Genomic DNA, 17,801 nt, shown 5'->3' with positions numbered 1-17,801 from the left:
TCAGGCCGGGACCGCCGCTCCCTTGAGGGCACGGATGGCGTCGGCTTTGTCCTCGGCGCGCATCAGCGACTCGCCGACCAGCACGCCGCGCGCGCCGTGCTCGACCAGACGGCGTACGTCCTTCTGCGAGCGCACGCCGCTCTCGCTGATGACGACGGTGCCGCGCGGCACCAGCGGCAGCAGCTCCTCGGTGACGGCCAGGTCGGTCTCGAAGGTGCGCAGGTTGCGGTTGTTGATCCCGAGCAGCGTCGCACCGGCGGCCAGCGCCCGCGCCAGCTCGGCGTCGGTGTGCACCTCGACCAGCACGTCGAGATCCCAGCGCTTGGCCTCGTCGAACAGCTCGTGGAGCACCTCGTCGCTCAGCCCGGCCACGATCGCCAAGAACGCGTCGGCACCGTACGCCGCCGACTGCGCGACGTCGTAGCGGGTGGAGAGAAAGTCCTTGCGCAGGATCGGCAGCGGCGCCGCGTCGCGGGCCACGTCGAGGTAGCTCAAGTCGCCCAAGAAGTGGTCCGCCTCGGTCAGCACGCTGATCGCGTCGGCGCCGGCCTGCGCGTAGGTGCGCGCGATCTGCGCCGGGTCCAGCTTGGGCACGATGATCCCGACCGACGGCGAGGCGCGCTTGATCTCGGCGATGATGGCCGGACCGCTCGCGCTCGCCAAGGCGGCGCGGAACGGACGCCGCTCGCGCAGGCGGTTCTGCGCGCGCTCGCGCAGGATGCCCATCGGCTCGCGGGCCTCGTCGGCCGCGCGCGCGACCTCCTTGGCGGCGTAGAGCTTCTCCAGCATGTCGGTCATACCAACTCCGTCTCGCGCTCCCGGCGCAGCGCGTCCAGCGCCGCGCGGGCGCGGCCTCGTTCGATGGCCGTGCGTGCGCGCACCATCCCGTCGTCGATGTCGATCGCCTCGCCCGCGACGACGAGCGCGAGCGCGGCGTTGAGGACCACCAGGTCGGCGCGAGCGCTGCGCTCGCCCTCGAGGATCGCCACCAGCGCGGCGGCGTTGGTGCGCGCGTCGCCGCCGATGATCGCGGCGCGCGGGGTGTGGACGCCGTGGCGGCCGGGGTCGAGCGTCCAGCGGCGCTGGCCGTTGCGGTCGAACTGGACGACCGTCGTCGGCGCCTCGCCGGAGATCTCGTCGAGCCCGTCCTCCCCGTGGATCACCGCGGCCGCTTGCGCGCCCAGCGCCCGCAGCGCGTCGGCGATCAGCTCGACGTGCTCGGCGCGCGCGACGCCGACCACCTGGCGCTGCGCGCCGGCGGGGTTGGTGAGTGGCCCGAGCACGTTGAAGACCGTGCGCACGCCCAACTCGCGTCGCACCGGCGCGACCGCGCGCATCGCCGGATGGTGGTGCTGCGCGAACAAGAACGCGATTCCGTCCTCGCGCAGCGCAAGTGCCGTCTGCTGCGGGCTGCGGTTGAGACGCACGCCCAACGCTTCGAGGACGTCGGCGCTGCCGCACAGGCTCGACGCCGCCCGGTTCCCGTGCTTGGCGACGGGAACGCCGCAGCCGGCGACCACGAAGGCGGCCGTGGTCGAGATGTTGATCGTGTGCGCGCCGTCGCCGCCGGTCCCGACGATGTCGAGCACGTACGGCAAGCCGTGCTCGACCCGCATGCTGCGCGCGCGCATCGCGCGCGCCGCGCCGACCACTTCGTCGACCGTCTCGCCCTTGGCGGCCAGCGCGGCCAGCAGCGCGGCGGCGCGCACCGACGAGATCGTCTCGTCCATGATGCCGCCGACCGTCTCGGCCATCTCGGCCGCGCTCAGGTCTTCGCCGGCGATCAGGCGGCGCAGCAGCGCGGGATAGTCGCTCACGCGAGCTGGCGCGCGCGCATCGTGCGCACGACGTTCTCCGCTAGAGCGCGGCCCTGCACCGTCAGGACCGATTCGGGGTGGAACTGCACCGCCGCAATCGGCAGCTCGCGGTGCTCGAGCCCCTGGATCACGGCGTCCTCGCTGACGGCGTTGGCGCGCAAGACCGCCGGAAAGCCGTCGTGGTCGACGACCAGCGAGTGATACCGCGTCGCGCTGAACGGCGAGGGCAGCCCGGCGAACACGCCGCGCCCGTCATGGGTGATCTCGGAGACCTTGCCGTGCATCTGTCGCGGCGCGTGCACCACTCGTCCGCCGAACGCTTCGCCGATCGCCTGCAGTCCGAGGCACACGCCGAACAGCGGACGCGCCTCGCGCGCCGCCTCGCGCACGATCGCCGGCGTCCGTCCCGCGTCGGCCGGGCGCCCCGGGCCCGGTCCGATCACGACGCCGTCGTAGCGCGCGGTGACGCCGTCGTCCAACCGCGGATCGTCGTTGCGGATCACCTCGACCTCGACGCCGGCCAACCCGCCGAACAGATGCGCCAGGTTCCAGCTGAACGAGTCGTAGTTGTCGATGAGTAGTATCTTGGTCATGGCGCGATGCCCAAGACGGCGCGGACGATGCCGGTCTTGTGGTGGACCTCGGCGTACTCGGCCTGCGGGTTGCTGTCGGTGACGATCCCGGCCGAGGCCTGCCAGTAGGCCCGTCCGTTGGCGACCGCCACCGAGCGCAGCACGATGCACGAGTCCATGTCGCCGTCGAAGTCGATGTGGCCTACGCTGCCCGCGTAGAAGCCGCGCGCGACCGGCTCGAGCTGGTCGATCAGCTGCATGGCGCGAATCTTCGGCGCGCCGGTGACCGTGCCGGCCGGGAACGAGGCCGCGAACAGGTCGAGCGCGTCCTTGTCGCGGCGCAGCTCGCCGACGACGTTGGAGACGATGTGCATGACGTGCGAGTAGCGCTCGATGACCATCAGCTCGTCGACGTGGACGGTGCCGGTCGCGCAGACCGCACCCAAGTCGTTGCGCGCCAGGTCGACCAGCATGACGTGCTCGGCCCGCTCTTTGGGGTCTTCGAGCAGCTCGTCGGCGATGCGCTGGTCGCTCGCCTCGTCGGCGCCGCGCGGCCGCGTCCCGGCCAGCGGCCGGATGCGCGCGTCGCGCCCGTCGAGCCGGACCAGAAATTCCGGTGAGGCGCCGAACACCGCGCGTCCGTCGTGCTCGATGAAGAACATGTACGGCGAGGGGTTGCGGGCGCGAATCTGCCGGTAGAAGTCGAACGCCGTCCCCGCCAGCGGGCACGAGAAGCGGATTCCCACCTGCAGCTGGTAGGCCTCACCCTCGCGGATGAACTCCTTCGCCTGCGCGACGCGCGCCAGAAAGGTCGGCTCGTCCATCGAGGCCGTCACCGGACCGTCGGCTCGTACCGCGCCGGGAATCGTCGGCCGCTGGTCGAGCAGCCGCGCGACGTACGCGTCGAGCCGGGCTTCGACCGACGCGCGGTCCGCCTCGGCGCACAGGCCGATCAGCGAGACGCGGTGCGTGAAGTGATCGAAGACGACCCAGGTGCCGGGGATGAGCACCAGCGCGTCGCCGAAGCGCACGTCGGGCGGCGGCGCCTCGCCGATCGGTTCGAGCACGCGCGCGGCGTCGTAGGTGAACGCCCAGACCGCGCCGCCCGGGAACGGCAGGTCGGTGCGATCGAGACGGTACCGGCCGATCATCGTGCGGATGCGGTCGAGCATGGCCGCGTCGCGGTCCACGCTCAGGACGTCGAGATAGTCGAGCCCGATGAACGAGAAGCGGCTGATCCGCTCCGTCCCCTCGACCGACTCCAGCAAACACGAACGCCCCGGCTGGGCCAGGGCGAGGTACGCGGAGATCGGCGTGATGCTGTCCGCGATGAACGATCGCGTGACGGAGGTCAGACTGAGGGGGTCGTCCGAGGTCGTAAGCATACGGTAGTAGCTGGTGTGACCGCTCGGCGGGGCCCCGGCGTTGCACCGGAGCCTCCGCTACGAACGACCTGCTACTTGACCAGCTCCAACAACGAGAGCTCGGCCGCGTCGCCGGGGCGCACGCGGGTCTTGGTGATCCGCGTGTAGCCGCCGGTCCGGTCCTTGAGGGCCGGCGCGATCTGCTCGAACAGCTTCTTCGCGACCGGCTCTTCGGTCAGGTACGACGCGACCAGGCGCCGCGAGTGCAGATCGCCACGGCGCGCCTGGGTGATCAGGCGGTCGACGACCTTCGAGATCTCCTTGGCCTTGGTCGAGGTCGTCTCGATCTTCTCGTGCTTGAAGAACGACGTCGCGAGGTTGCGGAGCAGCGCCTTGCGGTGGCCGTCGGTGCGCGAGAGGCGTTTGTTGGCGACTTGGTGCGGCATGGTTTCCTCTAAGAGTTCCTGATGATCACGCCTGGCGGAGCGAGAGGCCGCGCTCTTCGAGAACCTGCTTGATCTCGTCGAGCGACTTCTTGCCGAAGTTGCGCATCTTGATGATCTCGTCTTCCGTCATGTCCAGCAGCTCGGAGACCTTCGAGATGCCGGCCCGCTTGAGGCAGTTGAACGAGCGCACCGAGAGGTTGAGCGTCTCGACCGGGACGTCCCACTCGCTGGCGGGCGCCGCCGAGACGGGCTTCTCTTCGGTCGAGAAGCCGATGAACAGGTGCAGCTGGTCGGTCAGGATCTCGGCCGCTTCCGAGAGCGCGTCGTCGGGCGTGATCGAGCCGTTGGTCTCGATCTCGATGGTCAGCCGGTCGAAGTCGACCGACTGGCCGACGCGGGTGTCGTCGACGGTGAAGTTGACCTTGCGGATCGGCGAGAAGATCGAGTCCATCGGGATGAGCCCGATCATGTGCTCGATGTTGCGCTGACGGTCCGAGGTGACGTAGCCGCGCGACTTCTCCACGCCGATCTCCATCGAGAGCTTGGCGTCCTTCTTGGACAGCGTCGCGATGTGGTAGTTCGGCTGGAGGATCTCGACGTCGGCGTCGGGAGCGATGTCGCCCGCCGTCACTTCACGCGCGCCGCTCACGTTGAGCGAGAGCACCTTCGGATCGTCGGTGTTGAGCTTGAGCGGGAGTCCCTTGAGGTTCAGGAGCAGGTCGACGGTGTCTTCGACGACGCCGCTGATGGTCGAGAACTCGTGCAGCACGCCGTCGATCTTGACGTAGGTGACGGCGGCTCCGGGGATCGACGAGAGCAGGACGCGACGCAGCGCGTTGCCCATGGTGATCCCGAAGCCGCGCTCCAGCGGCTCGATGACGAACTTGGCGTAGTTCTCGCGACGCTCGCGAACTTCGATCTGCGCGCCGGCCGGCGCTTCGAGGACGGTCATGATGGTGGTGGTGTGGTCTTTCTCCGCTTGCGTTATCCGCCTCGGGTCCCCGAGACGATCGGACGTCTAGCGGCGGTGGTGGTTGCGGGTTAGCGCGAGTAGTATTCGACGATCAGCTGCTCGTCGACCGGGGTGTCGATCTGCTCGCGGCTGGGGAGCGCCAGCACCTTGGCGGTGTTGTCGGTCTCCGAGAACTCGAGCCAATCGGGATGGCGGCGCGCCTTGGCGGTCTCGACCAGCTGCGCGAACAGGTCCGAGCTCTTCGAACCCTCGGCGATCGAGATCACGTCGCCGGCCTTGAGGATGTACGAGGGGATGTTGACGCGGCGGCCGTTGACCATAAAGTGGCGGTGCGTGACCAGCTGGCGCGCCTGCGCGCGGCTCAGGGCCAGGTTCAGACGGTAGACGACGTTGTCCAAGCGCCGCTCGAGCAGCTGCAGGAACGTCGCGCCGGTCTGACCCTTCACGCGCTGCGCTTCGCGGAAGTAGTTCTGGAACTGCGTCTCGAGCACGCCGTAGTAGCGGCGCATCTTCTGCTTCTCACGCAGCTGGCGGCCGTACTCCGAGACCTTCGCGCGGGTCTTGGTGTTCTGCGTCTTCTGACCGGGGGCCGTGCCGCGGCGCTCGACGGCGCACTTCTTGGACAGGCAGCGGTCGCCCTTAAGGAAGAGCTTGATCTTCTCGCCGGTCTTGGACGTCGCGGTCTCGCGACGGCACAGGCGGCACACGGGTTGGGTGTAGCGGGCCATTTTTTTCTACTCTACTCCCCTACACGCGCCGCCGCTTCGGCGGGCGGCAACCGTTGTGCGGGATGGGCGTGACGTCTTTGATGAGCGTGATTTCGAGGCCGGCAGCCTGGAGCGAACGGATCGCGGCCTCGCGGCCGGCGCCCGGTCCCTTGACGTAGACCTCGGCGGTCTTCATCCCATGCTCCATCGCCTTGCGCGCGACGGCCTCGGCGGCCATCTGCGCGGCGAACGGCGTCGACTTCTTCGAGCCCTTGAACCCGAGGTTGCCTGCGCTCGCCCAGGCGATCGTCGACCCGGTGTTGTCCGTGATCGTGACGATCGTGTTGTTGAACGAGGAGTGGATGTGCGCGACGCCCGCGCCGACGTTCTTGAACTCGCGCTTCTTGCGCGTCTTGGTTTGCTTCTTGGCGGCCAAAAGAAAACTCGCTCTGGGTGCTTTTCCTGCCCGGCGAACGGCCGGGTGTCGTCGCCTCGACCGACACGCGGGCAACCTGCCCATCGTTCGACCTCTTGTCCGACCGCACGGCGAGAGCGGTGGAGCGCGCGAACGCGCGTCATGTCCGCGGGCAGACACAACGGCTTACTTTACCACAGGCGGAGGTCCCACGCAAGGCGAGAACCCTCGCCGCCGTGCCCTCCCGCCGCCTGCTCGCCTGGACCGTCGTCGCCTTCATCGTCCTGGCCGCCCTGGCCGCCGTCCGGGCCGCCGACTGGAGCTACGGAGCCGATACCGGGACCTTCGTGCAGATCATCCTCGACGCGTTCGGCGGGATGCGGGACGGGATCGAGCAGGGCACCCACTTCCGCTTCCACTGGTCGCCGGCTCTAGCGCTGCTGTGGCCGTTCCTGGCGGCCACCCACTCGCTCTGGGTGCTGCAGGCCATCTTGGCGCTGGCGACGGTCGCGTGCGCGCCGCTGCTGGCGGCGCTGGCCCGGGCCCGCGGGATCGCGGGCGGGATCGCCGATCGGATCGGCGCGGTCGCCCTCGTCTATCCGCCGCTGGTGGCGGTCGGGTTCGGCGAGTTCCGTGACCTGGGACTGCTCTCGCCGCTGGCGCTGGGCTGGTGGCTGGCGCTCGAGCGCCGCGCGTGGGGTTGGCTGACCGCGGCCGCGGCGCTGCTGGTGCTCTTGCGCGAGGACGTCTGCCTCGAGCTGGCCCTGATCGGCGCCGGGGTCGGCATCGCGGGCCTGGTCCGGCGCGACCGTGGTTGGGCGCTGGCCGGCTTCGGGTCGGCGGCGGCGGCGCTGGCCTCCGACGCGGTCTACGTCTTCGCGGTGCTGCCGCGCGTCGGACCCTGGCCGCCTTCGCACTTCTACGAGTATCCGTTCGCGCACGGTCCGGCCGCGCTGGTGCTCGCGCCGTTCACCCACCCGCTGGCGTTCGCGGCGGCGATCTTCACGGTCGGGCGCCTGACGTATCTGCTCGAAGCGTTCGTTCCGCTCGCGCTGGTGCCGCTGCGCTCGCGGCTGATCGCGCTGTGCCTCCCCGGCTTCGCGATCGTGCTGCTGGCGAACAGCGGCCTGGTATGGCGGATGGGCATGCACTACGCGGCGCTGTGGATCCCGTGGCTGCTGATCGCGTTCGCCGCCGGGATCGCGAGCCTGCGCGTCCCGCGGCGCTGGACGAGCGTCGCGTTCGTCCTCTCGGCGCTGGTGCTGGTCTTCTTCAGCCCGCTGCACCCGCTCCACTATCTGCGGCCCTCGTACCACGCGCTCGGCGACGCGCGCACCGCGCTGGCCTGCGTCCCGCCCGACGCGACGCTGGCGACGCACGACGAATGGTACGCCGCGACCGCCGCGCGCCGACCGCACGTGACCGTTCTGGGCGAGGACCCGCAAGCGCTCGACGTGCAGTATCTGGTCGTCGCGAGCGACTACCCGAACCAAGACTTCCACGACAACGTGCTGCCGAAGGTCCAAGCACTGGTGCTGAACGGAACCTATCGGCAGCTGTGTCGCGCTGGAAACGTCACCGCTTACGAACGCGTATCGCGGCGGGTGAACAGCGGCGCGTCGGCCGGAATCGGCGGCGGATCTTCGTAGATCGGCTTTCCGCACTTGAGCGGGGGCGGCGTCGTCGCGGTGAATTGCCCGATGTCGAGCGACTGCGCCGCCGACGCGGTTGCGGTCGAAGCGCCGCTCCCCGCTGTGGTCGCACCCGCTCCGGTAGTCTGGTTTTGCGGCTGAACATTGGAGGTCAAAACGCGGTACGATTTCGCCGATCCCGGCGGCGGCGGCGTGGGTGTCGGGCTCGGCGTCGGGGTCGCCGTCACCATCGGCACCGGCGTAGCGATCGTCGCGGGGGCCAGCGTCGGCAAGTCGTGCAGCTTGTCGCAGAAATGGTCGACGAATTGCTGCATCGTGATCTCGACGGTATGGTCTTCGATCTGGGCCGGTGTCTGATCGACGATCTTGGACGCCAGGCCGCCGGCCGCGGCGGTGTACGTCCACGATCCCGTCTTCGAGAGAAACAGCACCGCCAGCAAGTTGATGAACGGGCCGAACGAGAGCGCGGTGTTGGTCGCGAAGGTGTGCGTGTCGTTGCCGAACGGCAGGTCCGTCCGGGTCGGACAATCGTACAGGTGCCCGGTCATTCGCGTCTCGACGCGCGTGTTGAGGGAGAGGATGCGGTCTTCGGTACGCTCGGCGTAGGAGTACACCAGATAACGCTGTCCCAGCCCGCAGATCGTCTGCGCGCTGACCTTTCCCGAGGTCACCGTGCCGGCGTTGAACTGCGAGGCCACCGACGCGATGCCGCGGCGCGCGAGCAAGTTCTGAAGCAGGTCGACGTGGGTCGCCTGGCTCGAGCCCACGTCGGGCACGAGTTGCACGTACGGCTGGTACGCCGCCGTCGAGAGCAGGCCGTTGGCGATCGTCGGCGTGCCTAGCAGCGCTTGGATCTGCGTGGCATTGAGCTGAAGCGCGGCGGCGATGGCGTTCGCGTCGCCGGGATCGTCGGTGCCGGGCGTAACGGTCAGGACGACCGGCGCGAACGATTGATGGTCGGGAAGATCGACCGGGCTCAGGGTGATCGACGCGCCGGCTGCACCGCTCTGCCACGCCGTGGTGACGATCAGGTTCGCCTGCGTCGCGTCGCACGCGGCACCGTCGACCGCCGCTCCCGGTGCCTGGTTGCAGGCGTTGTAGAGCGGATTCTGCTGGTTGATCGAATCCACCAGCTTGGTGATGCCCGTCCGAATGGCCTGGGTCGTCGCAGACGTATCGCTCGCCGTGCCGTACGGCAAAAAGACGACGCGCAGTCTGACGTCGACGGGGTTCACCGCCGGCGTATCGGCCGCCGCGCTGGTCGCGAAGAGGCCCAGTGCGGCGATCGTCGGAGCGATGAGCCGCATGACTCGGGTTTTCATGTTTTCTCGACCTCCGGCGCCGCCGGCTTGGCCTTGCCGTTCGACGGCAGCGCAACGATGTTGCAACGAGGTGGGGTGAGCTGGCGATACACGCGTCCGTCGTCGCCGACGATCAGCTCGTGACCGCGCACGCGCACGCGCATGAACGCGCGGTCCGGGGAGAGCGACTCCGCGCTGGCCTGCCAGAAGCGTGGTGTGACCATGGCGATCTCGTCCTGCGCGATCGGCTCGGGGCCGAGCAGATCCGCGAACGAAGCCTGCCGTGCGATCAGCGCTTGGCGCGCAAGGGCGACGAAGTCGAGCGGGTCGACGAAGTGCGAGGGCGGAGCGAGCGCACCCAGAAACGTTCCGTCGGCGTCGACGAAAACGGCCGCCGTCACCTGGTCCGGCTGCCCGGCGACCGCCGAGGGACGGAGAAACTGGACGTACTGCCACTGCCGTACGGTGGTCGTCCCGACTTCTTGCATCACCGGCTGGGACGGATGCGTGCCGGCGAACGCGGAAGCGAATGGCGGGCACTGGTCGAGCCCGTGCGCGCGTACTCCGGCTTGCGCAGCCGCCATGACGGCGGTGGCGGGTGCCGCTGCGGCCAATGCCGCTCCCGCGTCCGACGATCGGAACTGCTTCACGGCGCTCGACGGGAGCGCGACGGGCGTCGTGCGGGCGTTGGCCACGACGACGTACGTCGAGGGTTGACCGTCGGGCGTCGACGGCCAGTTGTACTCGCGCCACGCTGCCGCGGTGATGTAGACGTCCTTGGCGCCCGTCACGTCGCCCTTCCCGCACGCGTCACCGGCCACGTGCGGGACCGGTTGATCGCCGTACGTCGCGTGGATGGTCGCCAGATCCACGGCGTCCGTCGCGCTCACCGCGGCCGTCACCGGCGCGGGGTTCGCGACGATGAGGCCGCGCACGGCGTACGCTCCGCCCGCCACGATCGGCCCGTCGAGCACCGCGCCCTTGACGACCAGCCAGTGCCGGGCGCTGCCGAACGCGAGCACGGGGACGGCGATGCCCGTCCGGATGAGGTTGTCGACGACCGCGCGAAGCGCTTTGTCGTAGTCCGCGTACGGCGCCGGGCTGGAGAAGGTCGCCGCCAAGCCGATGGTGCTCGCCCAATGGTTCAGCACGCCGGCCAGCGTCGACGGCGAGATTCCACCCGGCATGACGAGCGCGCCGTTGACCAGACTGCTCTGATCGAGCGGCGGTGCCCCCGTCGAGGCCAAGACCATTTGCGCCGCCGCCAAGCCGCAGTAGTTGTCGGCGTCCTGTTGATGGTACGGAACGTCGAAATAAATCGAAGCGCTCATGATACGGCGAAACCCATCGGTCCGTAGACGCCGCCGATCTGGCCGGTCGGCGGGGGCGCGGGAATCAGGTCGACGTTCGAGAGGCCGGTGGTGTTGAGATCGACCTCGGGCGCCAGCTCGAGCCACTTGATCTGCCACTGTCCGGCGGCGCTCTTGACCAGCACGTACTCGAGCGCGCCCGTGTTCTGCGTCGCAGCTTGGGGATTGTCGTCGACGGACAGCGCGAGCGTTTGCAGCAACGGGTCGAGCGACGCCGAGAAGTTCAAGCCGTTCACGGCAGTGTAGTTGGCTGCGACTGCGGGCCAGTGCTCGACCACGGCGCCGTTGAGCATGAAGGTCACGTCGGCGGTAGCGGCTGCCGGCGGCTTGAGGACGGAGCTGCCGCGCGGTTTGTCATCGATCACGATCGAGAGCGTCTGGCCGTTGCTCTGAACGTGGAAGTACAGCGGCTGGCCACTGTACCCGGTCAGCGGCGCTTGCGCCAGCGTCGTCGCTTGGCCACCGATCGTCAGCGTGACCACGACGCAAGTCGGTGCGAGAGGAGATGTCTGGATAGCCATGATGTCCCTTTGCAGGCAAAAGAGAATCGATCGGCCATGTGCTGTGCCGGGTGGCACCGCCGGTAGCCGTCGTACGACCAGCCTCGACGATGGCGGTTAAAGCGCGGTTACTGCATGCCGGCGCAACGCCCGCGAGGGGTGCGGACCGCACGCAGGCAAACACGGCGCATGATCGCATACCTTGGGACCGGCCTGCTCGGCAGCGGCTTCGTGCGCAGGCTGCTCGAGCGCGGCGAGACGGTTCGTGTTTGGAACCGCACGCCGGAGAAGGCTCGAGCGCTGGCCGCCGACGGTGCCGTCGTCTGCGCGACTGCGGCGGAGGCCGTGCGCGGCGCAGATCAAATCCAGCTCACGCTGAGTGACGACGCCTCGGTCGACGCGGTCCTCGAACCGCTGGCCGGCGAGATCGGTGCGTCGACGATCATCCTCGATCACACCACGACCGCGCCGACACCGACCGGCGAACGGGTCGCGCGCTGGAAGCAGCGCGGCGTCACCTTCGTCCATACGCCGGTCTTCATGGGACCGGCCGCCGCCCGCAACGCGCAAGGCTTCATGCTGCTCTCCGCCGCGCCGGAGGATCGCGCCACCGTCAAGCCGCTGATCGTCCCGATGACCGGGAAGGTCATCGAGCTCGGCGACGACCCGACCCGCGCCGCGGCGTTCAAGCTGTTCGGCAACATGATGCTGGTGTTCGTGGTGACCGGCCTGGCAGACGGTTACCGCTTCGCGGAGTCGCTCGGTATCCCGGCGAGCGAAGCACAGCGGCTGTTCGACGACTTCAAGCCCGGCGCGACGTTCGAGCTGCGCGGCAAGGCCATGGCCAACGGCGACTTCACGCCGCAGTGGGAGCTCTCGATGGCACGCAAGGACGTGCGGCTGATGATGGAAGAGGCCCAGCGGCACGGCACCTCGCTGGCGGTGCTGCCGGCGATCGCGGCGTACTTCGACGAATACGTGCGCGCCGGCTACGGCGGGCAGGACGTGGGCGTCGTGGCGCGGAGAGAGCCGGCATGATCGCGTATTTGGGAACCGGCCTGCTCGGCACGGGCTTCGTGCAAAAGCTGCTCGAGCGCGGCGAGACGGTGCACGTGTGGAACCGCACGCCGGCGAAGGCGCGCGCGCTCGAGGCAGACGGCGCCAAGGCCTTCGACGATCCGCGCGATGCCGTGCGCGGCGCCGCGCGGATCCACCTCACGCTCAGCGACGACGCGGCGGTCGACGGCGTGCTCGAGCGGCTGGCCGACGCCATCCCGGCGGCCACGCTCGTCATCGATCACACGACCACCGCGCCGACGCCGACCGGGGAGCGGGTCGCACGCTGGAGGCAGCGCGGCCGCACGTTCGTTCACGCGCCGGTCTTCATGGGGCCGCGCAACGCGCGCGAGGCGACCGGGTTGATGCTGCTCTCGGGCGATCCGGCGGTGCGCGCCGCGGTGCTGCCGCTGCTGCAGCCGATGACCGGCAAGGTCATCGAGCTGGGCGACGATCCGACCCGCGGCGCGTCGTTCAAGCTGTTCGGCAACCTGGTGATCCTGGTCGCCAGCGGCGGCCTGGCCGACATGTTCGCGCTGGCGCGGTCGCTCGGGATCGACGCGCGCGACGCGGGCACGCTGTTCGACGAGTTCAACCCCGGCGGCTTCATCGGCTACCGCGCAAAGAGCATCGCCGAGGAGCGCTTCTCGCCGCCCAGCTTCGAGCTGGCGATGGCGCGCAAGGACGCCCGGCTGATGATCGAAGAGGCCGCGCGCCACGGCACGACGCTCGACGTCTTGCCGGCGGTCGCCGCGCTGCAGGACCGTTACCTCAAAGCCGGGTTCGGGGCCGACGACTCCGGCATCGTCGCGTCGGGGCGGGCGTGATGCAGCCGATCTACCTGACCGAAGGCGACGTCGTCGAGACGTTCCCGATGCGCGAGGCGCTGATCCGGATCGAGGACGCGGCGCGCGCGCTGGCCGAGGGCCGCGCGCAGAACCGTCCGCGCCAGCGCGCGCAGACCGACAGCGCGATGATCCACGTGCTGGTCGGCGCGTACGGCGGACGCCTGGGCAACAAGACGTACACGGTCTCGAAGGCGCGCGGCGCGCGCTTCCTGGTCTCGCTGTTCGGCCAGGCCGGCGAGCTGCTGGCGCTGATCGAGGCCGACGCGCTGGGACAGATTCGCACCGGCGCGGCCTCCGGCGTCGCGACGCGCGTGCTGGCCCGCGAGGACGCCGCGACGCTGGCGATCATCGGCACCGGCTGGCAGGCGCGCTCGCAAGTCGAGGCCTGCGTGCGCGTGCGGCCGATCCGCCGCGTGCTCGTCTACGGGCGCGACCCGGCGCGCCGGGCCGCGTTCTGCGAGCAGATGAGCGAGCGCATCGACGTCCCGCTCGAAGCGGTCGAGAGCGCGCGGGACGCGATCGCGCAAGCGGACGTGGTCTGCACGATGACCAGTTCCACCCACCCGGTCCTCGAAGGCGCGTGGTTGCGGCCCGGCACGCACGTCAACGCGGCCGGCTCCAATCGCGCGCACGCGCAAGAGGTCGACGTCGAGACCGTGCGCCGCGCCGGCGTGATCGCCGTCGAGGACGTCGCGCAGGCGCACGTCGAGTCCGGCGACCTGCTGGCCGCCGAACGCGAGGGCTGGTCGTGGGATCGCGCCACGCTGCTCAGCGACGTCGTCGCCAACCTCGCCCCGGCTCGCACGGACGAGCGGCAGATCACGCTCTTCGAGTCGCTCGGCATCGGGCTGTGGGACATCGCGGCGGCCGGCTACGTCTACGACGTCTGCGTCGCGGAAGGCCGCGGCACGCCGCTGCCGATCCCCGCCTAGGTCGTCAGCCGCTCCAGCAGCGTGACGATCTCGCCCATCGTCGCGCCTTGCTGCGCGCTGCCCGCTCGCAACCGCTGCGTGCGGTCGCGCAGCGCGACGACGGTCTGCACCAGCTTCTCGCTGCTGGCGCCCGTCTCGTGCGCCAGCGCCGCGATCCCGTCGGCGATGACGGTGAAGCCCAAGCCGCGCTCGCCGGCGCGCGCCGCTTCGATCGCGGCGTTGATGGCCAGCAGCTGCGCGTCGGCGGCGACGTCGGCCACCCGGTTCACCAGCGCCTCGATCTGATCGGTCGCCGCGAGCATCTCCTGCGCGCCGGTGTCGACCTCATCGCCGTAGCCGCGAGCCTGCTCGATCGACGCCAACACCTCAGCCACCACCGCGCCGTGAAGCTCACGATCCGCGCCCACGCGGGTCAGCGTGACGTCGATCGCTTCGAGCGCCGCGCGCGTGCGCGAGGTCGAGGCCAGCGTCGTCGCGACCGCGGTGCGCGAGCGCTGCGCGATCCCCTCGACGTCGCGCGCCGTCTCCTGGGTCGTCGCCGAGAGCGCGCGCATCCGTTCGGCGACGATGCGGAAGCCGCCGCCGCCGTCGAACGCGGCCGCTTCGATCGAGGCGTTGATCGCCAAGACGCGCGCCTGGCGCGCCGAGCGCGCGAACCCGTCGGCCGCGCCGGCCACGGTCCCCCAGGCCTTGTCGAACTTGCCCAGCGCCACCTCGCCGCTGCGCAGGGCTTCGACGACCTTGCGGACCAGCTCGTCCGCCGCGCCGATCGTCTCCATCGCCGACGTCGTGTCCGCCGACGTGGCGATCACCGGTCAGCCCAGGGCGCTCTCGGCGTCCACGATGAGCGAGACGGTTCCGACGCGCACGTCCCCGACGTGGAGAGGCGTCGCCACGTTGACGAAGACGGCCCCGGTGTCCTGAAGATAGGCGAACGCACCGAAGAGCCGCGGTTCGACGCGCTGCAGCGAGTACCCGTCGCGCGCGAACGCGCTCCAGGGACGCCGCAGCCCGCTGTGCTCGGCCCCGGCCCCCAGACCCAGCCGCGCGACCCGAATGCTGATGGCGTCCTCGAGCAGCTTCTTGGCGCGGTTGCGCGTCCAGTCGACGGTCGTCGAGACGTGCGAAGGCAGCGCGACCAGGAACCCGTTGAGGTCCATGTCCGCCATCGACTTGATCGCCGGCTCGGCGGCGATGGCGCGGTCGAAGATCGCCATCACCTCGCGGTCGACCGCCGCGTCGGACGAGGTCCGGAATTTCGCCGGACTGAAGCCGCCGCGCGGCGCGGTGCGCACGTCGACGAACCGTGCCAAGTGCGCGACCTCGTCGCCGCGCAGCTCGACGTAGTCGGCGGCGCGCAGCCCGTCGAGCGTCGTGCGGCCTTGCGCGACGGCAGCACCGTAGACGGCCTCGATCTCCGTCGCGACGCCGGCCAACAGCGTGCGGAACCGGGCCAGCGGCAGCGGCACCCCCAACGCGATGCCCAAATCCTGGGCGTGACCGAGCACGTCGCTGAGCGCCAGTCGCGCGCGGTCGCGTTCGTCGGCGCCCAGCGCGCCGAGTGCCGAACGGGCGTGAACGATCTCCTCGACGACCGCGCGCGCGCCGGCGTCGAGCTGGCGCGCGGTCTGGGCCAACGCACGGCCGCGCTCGAGGTTCGCGGCGATCGAGTCGCGCAGCACGTCGACCGCGCCGCGCCCGCGCTGCGCGCGGTCGACCAAGCCGGTCATCTCGCCGGCGCTCTGCGCGCTGGCGCGCTCCAGCCGCGTGCCGCGGTCGCGCAGCTTGGCGATCGCCTCACCGACGTTGCCGGTCACCTCTTGCGTGCCGCGCGCGAGCCGGCCGATCTCGTCGGCGATGACGGTGAAGCCGAGGCCGCGCTCGCCGGCGCGCGCCGCTTCGATCGCGGCGTTGATCGCCAGCAACCCCGACTCGGCGCTGATCTCCGAGACGGTTTCGACGATCGTACCGGCCTGATCGGTCGCGTGGTGCATCGAGATGATGCCGGTGCGCACCTGATCGCCGTGCTGCTCCGCGGCGCGTACGTCGACGATGGCGTGCTCGAAGCCGGCGACCGCCGCGCGCAGCGACGCGTCGAGCTGATCGAGCGCGACGACGATCTCGCCGGCCGCGATACCGAGCGCGACCGCCGCTTGGCCCGATTGCTCGAGTGCCGCCGAGACTTGCTGGAACTCGGTCGCCAGCGAGAGCAGCGCGTGGTCGACGCCACGCCAGGCGCTCTCGCCGCGCGCCGCGGCGATCGCGGCGTCGGTCAGCGCGGCGACCGCGTCGGCGGTATTCCCGGCGGCCAACGCCCCGCGCGCGCGCACCACGCTGGCGCCGACGCCGCGCGCCGCGGCTCGCGCGTCGTCGCCGGCATCGCGCGCCAAGGCGTCCAAACGTTCCACCGTTCCGGCGATCTGCGCAGCGGCGGCTCCCTGCTCGTCGGCGATCGTCGCGAGCTGCGCGACGCCGGAGGCGAAGGCGGTGCCGCGCGCGACGCCGTCGTCGAAGGATGCGATGACCTGGTCGAGCGCCGCGGCGACGGCGTTGCAGCTGCTCTCGGCGATGCGCGTGGACTGGATGACCTTGGCGGCTTCGTTACGCGTGTCGGTGACGATGGTCCGCACGTCGCGCGCCGCGTCGAGCGTCGAGGTCGAGAGCGCCCGCATCCGTTCGGCGACGATCCCGAAGCCGGAGCCGGTCGCCTCGACGTACGCCGCTTCGATCGAGGCGTTGACCGCCAGCACGCGCGCGCGACGCGCCGCGCGCGCGATCTCTTCGATCGCGTCGGCGACGCTCGACCAACCGCCGTCGAGCCGTTCGATCGCGGTCCGGCCGGTGCTCGTCGCGCTCCCCAGCCCGCGCGCGGCGGCGCCGAGCTCTTCGAGGCTGACGCGCGAGGCCGACAGATCGCCCGGCAAGCGATCGGCGACGGCGGCCAACTGCGTCGCGTGTTCGGCGACCGCGCGCGCGGCTTGGGCGGAGCTCGCGGTGGCGCGCCGCAACGCGGCGATCGCCGCGTGCTGTCGTTCGGTGCCTTCGAGCGTCCGATCGACGGCCGCGTCGTGGTCGCCTGCGGCGCGTTCCGCCGACGCGACGAGCTCGTGCAGGGCACGCCGCGCGTCGGGCATTTCCGCCGACTGGTATACCTCGACCAAACCGCCTCCAACCCACCCGGTTCGCGCCCTTCCTTCCAGGCGGGCGCGCGGCGGTGCCTCTTACCGGATGGGGCTCATACGGAAAATTGTCGGCCCCGGCACAAACGCGCAACAAACGAAAAGGCCCGGTCGTCGACCGAGCCTTTCACGATGCAAGCGAGTAAGCGAGCTACTTCTTGGTGGCCTTCTTCTTGCCGGCCACGGTGCGCTTGGGACCCTTGCGGGTACGCGCGTTCGTCTTCGTGCGCTGGCCGCGAACGGGCAGCCCACGACGATGACGCAAGCCGCGGTAGCATCCGATGTCGGTCAACCGCTTGATGTTCGAGGCGATCTCACGGCGCAAGTCGCCTTCGACCTTGAGCGTCTCGATGACCTCACGCAGCTTCTGCTCGTCCTCGGTCGAGAGGTCCTTGACGCGCACGCTGGGGTTGACCCCCGTCTGCGCGAGGATCTTCTGCGCCGTCGGCAGACCGATGCCGAAGATGTACGTGAGACCGATCTCGATGCGCTTGTCGCGCGGCAGATCGATGCCGGAGATACGAGCCATTATCCCTGAACCTGCTTGTGCTTCGGATTGACGCTGCAGATCACGCGGACTTTGCCTTCTCGCCGAATGACCTTACATGCATCGCAGATGCGCTTGACTGACGGACGTACTTTCATTTCAATGGTGCTCCGCCCTGGGCT

18 protein-coding genes are annotated in these 17,801 nt (G+C 70.0%); 4 read left to right on the top strand and 14 right to left on the bottom strand.

The genetic code is table 11. The annotated features are described in order from the left end of the window. The 8 genes from trpC to rpsK all read right to left on the bottom strand — a co-directional run bounded on the left by trpC (position 1) and on the right by rpsK (position 6,315). A complete protein-coding gene (gene trpC / locus VMD91_12755) occupies positions 1-798 on the bottom strand; it encodes an indole-3-glycerol phosphate synthase TrpC (GenBank protein ID HTW84936.1) in 798 nt (265 codons plus the stop codon). Continuing rightward, positions 795-1,817 (bottom strand): anthranilate phosphoribosyltransferase, encoded by a 1,023-nt coding sequence (gene trpD / locus VMD91_12750; GenBank protein ID HTW84935.1) that lies wholly within the window; start codon positions 1,815-1,817, stop codon positions 795-797. The genes trpC and trpD overlap by 4 nt, the downstream gene beginning before the upstream one ends. Then, entirely contained in the window at positions 1,814-2,410 is a 597-nt protein-coding gene (locus VMD91_12745; GenBank protein HTW84934.1) for an aminodeoxychorismate/anthranilate synthase component II, read from the bottom strand. The genes trpD and VMD91_12745 overlap by 4 nt, the downstream gene beginning before the upstream one ends. Then, positions 2,407-3,774 carry a chorismate-binding protein gene (locus tag VMD91_12740; protein HTW84933.1) on the bottom strand — a complete coding sequence of 456 codons (1,368 nt, stop codon included), beginning with the start codon at positions 3,772-3,774 and terminating at the stop codon, positions 2,407-2,409. The genes VMD91_12745 and VMD91_12740 overlap by 4 nt, the downstream gene beginning before the upstream one ends. Positions 3,775-3,845: 71 nt before the next feature. Further along, positions 3,846-4,199, bottom strand: coding sequence for a 50S ribosomal protein L17 (gene rplQ, locus VMD91_12735; GenBank protein ID HTW84932.1), 354 nt, complete (start codon positions 4,197-4,199; stop codon positions 3,846-3,848). 25 nt (positions 4,200-4,224) lie between these two features. Next, positions 4,225-5,151: a DNA-directed RNA polymerase subunit alpha gene (locus VMD91_12730; GenBank protein ID HTW84931.1), complete on the bottom strand. Its 927-nt coding sequence runs from the start codon at positions 5,149-5,151 to the stop codon at positions 4,225-4,227. Between the two features lie 89 nt (positions 5,152-5,240). Beyond that, complete coding sequence (rpsD, locus tag VMD91_12725) at positions 5,241-5,900, bottom strand: 30S ribosomal protein S4 (GenBank protein ID HTW84930.1); 660 nt, start codon at positions 5,898-5,900, stop codon at positions 5,241-5,243. Positions 5,901-5,919: 19 nt separating this feature from the next. Further along, the gene (gene rpsK / locus VMD91_12720) at positions 5,920-6,315 is read right to left on the bottom strand and encodes a 30S ribosomal protein S11 (protein HTW84929.1); all 396 of its coding nucleotides are present in this window, start codon (positions 6,313-6,315) and stop codon (positions 5,920-5,922) included. A gap of 215 nt (positions 6,316-6,530) precedes the next feature. On the opposite strand from rpsK, the gene VMD91_12715 reads away from it, so the two are divergent. Then, the gene (locus tag VMD91_12715; GenBank protein HTW84928.1) at positions 6,531-7,943 is read left to right on the top strand and encodes a DUF2079 domain-containing protein; all 1,413 of its coding nucleotides are present in this window, start codon (positions 6,531-6,533) and stop codon (positions 7,941-7,943) included. Here VMD91_12715 and VMD91_12710 read toward each other — a convergent pair. The 3 genes from VMD91_12710 to VMD91_12700 are packed head-to-tail and all read right to left on the bottom strand — an operon-like array spanning position 7,877 to position 11,099. Further along, entirely contained in the window at positions 7,877-9,253 is a 1,377-nt protein-coding gene (locus VMD91_12710; protein HTW84927.1) for a hypothetical protein, read from the bottom strand. The genes VMD91_12715 and VMD91_12710 overlap by 67 nt on opposite strands. A gap of 11 nt (positions 9,254-9,264) precedes the next feature. Next, positions 9,265-10,578: a papain-like cysteine protease family protein gene (locus VMD91_12705; protein HTW84926.1), complete on the bottom strand. Its 1,314-nt coding sequence runs from the start codon at positions 10,576-10,578 to the stop codon at positions 9,265-9,267. Continuing rightward, positions 10,575-11,099 carry a hypothetical protein gene (locus VMD91_12700; protein ID HTW84925.1) on the bottom strand — a complete coding sequence of 175 codons (525 nt, stop codon included), beginning with the start codon at positions 11,097-11,099 and terminating at the stop codon, positions 10,575-10,577. The genes VMD91_12705 and VMD91_12700 overlap by 4 nt, the downstream gene beginning before the upstream one ends. Positions 11,100-11,306: 207 nt before the next feature. Here VMD91_12700 and VMD91_12695 point away from each other — a divergent pair, with 207 nt between their 5' ends. The 3 genes from VMD91_12695 to VMD91_12685 are packed head-to-tail and all read left to right on the top strand — an operon-like array spanning position 11,307 to position 13,953. Next, entirely contained in the window at positions 11,307-12,155 is an 849-nt protein-coding gene (locus VMD91_12695) for an NAD(P)-dependent oxidoreductase (protein HTW84924.1), read from the top strand. Then, entirely contained in the window at positions 12,152-13,000 is an 849-nt protein-coding gene (locus VMD91_12690) for an NAD(P)-dependent oxidoreductase (protein ID HTW84923.1), read from the top strand. The genes VMD91_12695 and VMD91_12690 overlap by 4 nt, the downstream gene beginning before the upstream one ends. After that, entirely contained in the window at positions 13,000-13,953 is a 954-nt protein-coding gene (locus VMD91_12685) for an ornithine cyclodeaminase family protein (protein HTW84922.1), read from the top strand. Before VMD91_12690 ends, VMD91_12685 begins: the two co-directional genes overlap by 1 nt. Here VMD91_12685 and VMD91_12680 read toward each other — a convergent pair. From VMD91_12680 to rpsM, 3 genes are all read right to left on the bottom strand, one after another. Beyond that, entirely contained in the window at positions 13,950-14,765 is an 816-nt protein-coding gene (locus tag VMD91_12680; GenBank protein HTW84921.1) for a methyl-accepting chemotaxis protein, read from the bottom strand. The two genes, VMD91_12685 and VMD91_12680, sit on opposite strands and share 4 nt — an antisense overlap. Before the next feature lie 3 nt (positions 14,766-14,768). Continuing rightward, positions 14,769-17,114 (bottom strand): methyl-accepting chemotaxis protein, encoded by a 2,346-nt coding sequence (locus VMD91_12675; GenBank protein ID HTW84920.1) that lies wholly within the window; start codon positions 17,112-17,114, stop codon positions 14,769-14,771. A 169-nt stretch (positions 17,115-17,283) separates the two neighbouring features. After that, positions 17,284-17,661: a 30S ribosomal protein S13 gene (gene rpsM / locus VMD91_12670; protein ID HTW84919.1), complete on the bottom strand. Its 378-nt coding sequence runs from the start codon at positions 17,659-17,661 to the stop codon at positions 17,284-17,286. Between the last annotated feature and the right edge of the window lie 140 nt (positions 17,662-17,801).

The sequence above is a fragment of the Candidatus Sulfotelmatobacter sp. genome (assembly GCA_035504415.1).
Classification (GTDB): Bacteria; Vulcanimicrobiota; Vulcanimicrobiia; order Vulcanimicrobiales; family Vulcanimicrobiaceae; genus Vulcanimicrobium.
Note: the sequence above shows the minus strand (reverse complement) of the source record. Positions and strands in the feature narration are given on the sequence as shown.

Bases quoted from the DNA above. Each gene is read 5' to 3' on its own strand.
- VMD91_12685 (HTW84922.1), top strand. From the start codon at position 13,000: ATGCAGCCGATCTACCTGACCGAAGGCGACGTCGTCGAGACGTTCCCG.
- VMD91_12745 (HTW84934.1), bottom strand. From the start codon at position 2,410: ATGACCAAGATACTACTCATCGACAACTACGACTCGTTCAGCTGGAAC.
- trpC (HTW84936.1), bottom strand. From the start codon at position 798: ATGACCGACATGCTGGAGAAGCTCTACGCCGCCAAGGAGGTCGCGCGC.
- rpsD (HTW84930.1), bottom strand. From the start codon at position 5,900: ATGGCCCGCTACACCCAACCCGTGTGCCGCCTGTGCCGTCGCGAGACC.
- VMD91_12710 (HTW84927.1), bottom strand. From the start codon at position 9,253: ATGCGGCTCATCGCTCCGACGATCGCCGCACTGGGCCTCTTCGCGACC.
- VMD91_12705 (HTW84926.1), bottom strand. From the start codon at position 10,578: ATGAGCGCTTCGATTTATTTCGACGTTCCGTACCATCAACAGGACGCC.
- rplQ (HTW84932.1), bottom strand. From the start codon at position 4,199: ATGCCGCACCAAGTCGCCAACAAACGCCTCTCGCGCACCGACGGCCAC.
- VMD91_12695 (HTW84924.1), top strand. From the start codon at position 11,307: ATGATCGCATACCTTGGGACCGGCCTGCTCGGCAGCGGCTTCGTGCGC.
- VMD91_12730 (HTW84931.1), bottom strand. From the start codon at position 5,151: ATGACCGTCCTCGAAGCGCCGGCCGGCGCGCAGATCGAAGTTCGCGAG.
- VMD91_12740 (HTW84933.1), bottom strand. From the start codon at position 3,774: ATGCTTACGACCTCGGACGACCCCCTCAGTCTGACCTCCGTCACGCGA.
- VMD91_12690 (HTW84923.1), top strand. From the start codon at position 12,152: ATGATCGCGTATTTGGGAACCGGCCTGCTCGGCACGGGCTTCGTGCAA.
- rpsM (HTW84919.1), bottom strand. From the start codon at position 17,661: ATGGCTCGTATCTCCGGCATCGATCTGCCGCGCGACAAGCGCATCGAG.